Source organism: Desulfurivibrio dismutans, from assembly GCF_029210385.1.
In the GTDB taxonomy this organism is placed as follows: Bacteria; Desulfobacterota; Desulfobulbia; order Desulfobulbales; family Desulfurivibrionaceae; genus Desulfurivibrio; species Desulfurivibrio dismutans.
Map to the genome: position 1 here is coordinate 1 of NZ_JARGDQ010000032.1, position 523 is coordinate 523.

Annotated in this window: 1 protein-coding gene; it reads right to left on the minus strand. The window is 62.1% G+C overall.

Features of this window, described 5'->3' with window-relative positions:
* Positions 1 to 523 (minus strand): HsdM family class I SAM-dependent methyltransferase (locus P0N66_RS12785; RefSeq protein WP_275806032.1); only part of this gene is annotated, 523 nt, incomplete at both ends.

The following is a 523-nucleotide window of genomic DNA, read 5'->3' on the forward strand; positions in this document are numbered from 1 at the left end:
GAGGTCGGTGAGGCTTTTGTCCTTGAGCCAGAAGAGGTCCAGGCTGGTTTTGTCGCGGGCGATCAGTTCTTCGTAGCTGAAGCTGCGCCAGCGGCCTTCGGGGTTGGTGGCCGCGTCCCAGGTGGGGGTGCGCTGGTGGCGGTTGGCCGGGTGGTAACATTGGACGAACTCGGCCAAGTCGGCATAGCCCAGGGGTTTTTTCTTTAAAGTGTGGTGGATGTTGGTGCGGTAGTCGTAGTACCAGACCTCTTTGGTCCAGGGGTGGGGGCTGGCCTCGCGGTTGTCGAAGAAGAGGACGTTGGCCTTGACTCCGTGGGCGTAGAAGATGCCGGTGGGCAGGCGCAGGATGGTGTGAAGATCGGTGTTCTCCAGGAGCTTGCGGCGGATGGTCTCCCCTGCCCCGCCCTCGAAGAGCACGTTGTCCGGCACCACCACCGCCGCCCGGCCGCTGATCTTGAGCATGGTGCGGATGTGCTGGACGAAGTTGAGCTGCTTGTTGGAGGTGGTGGCCCAGAAATCCTGA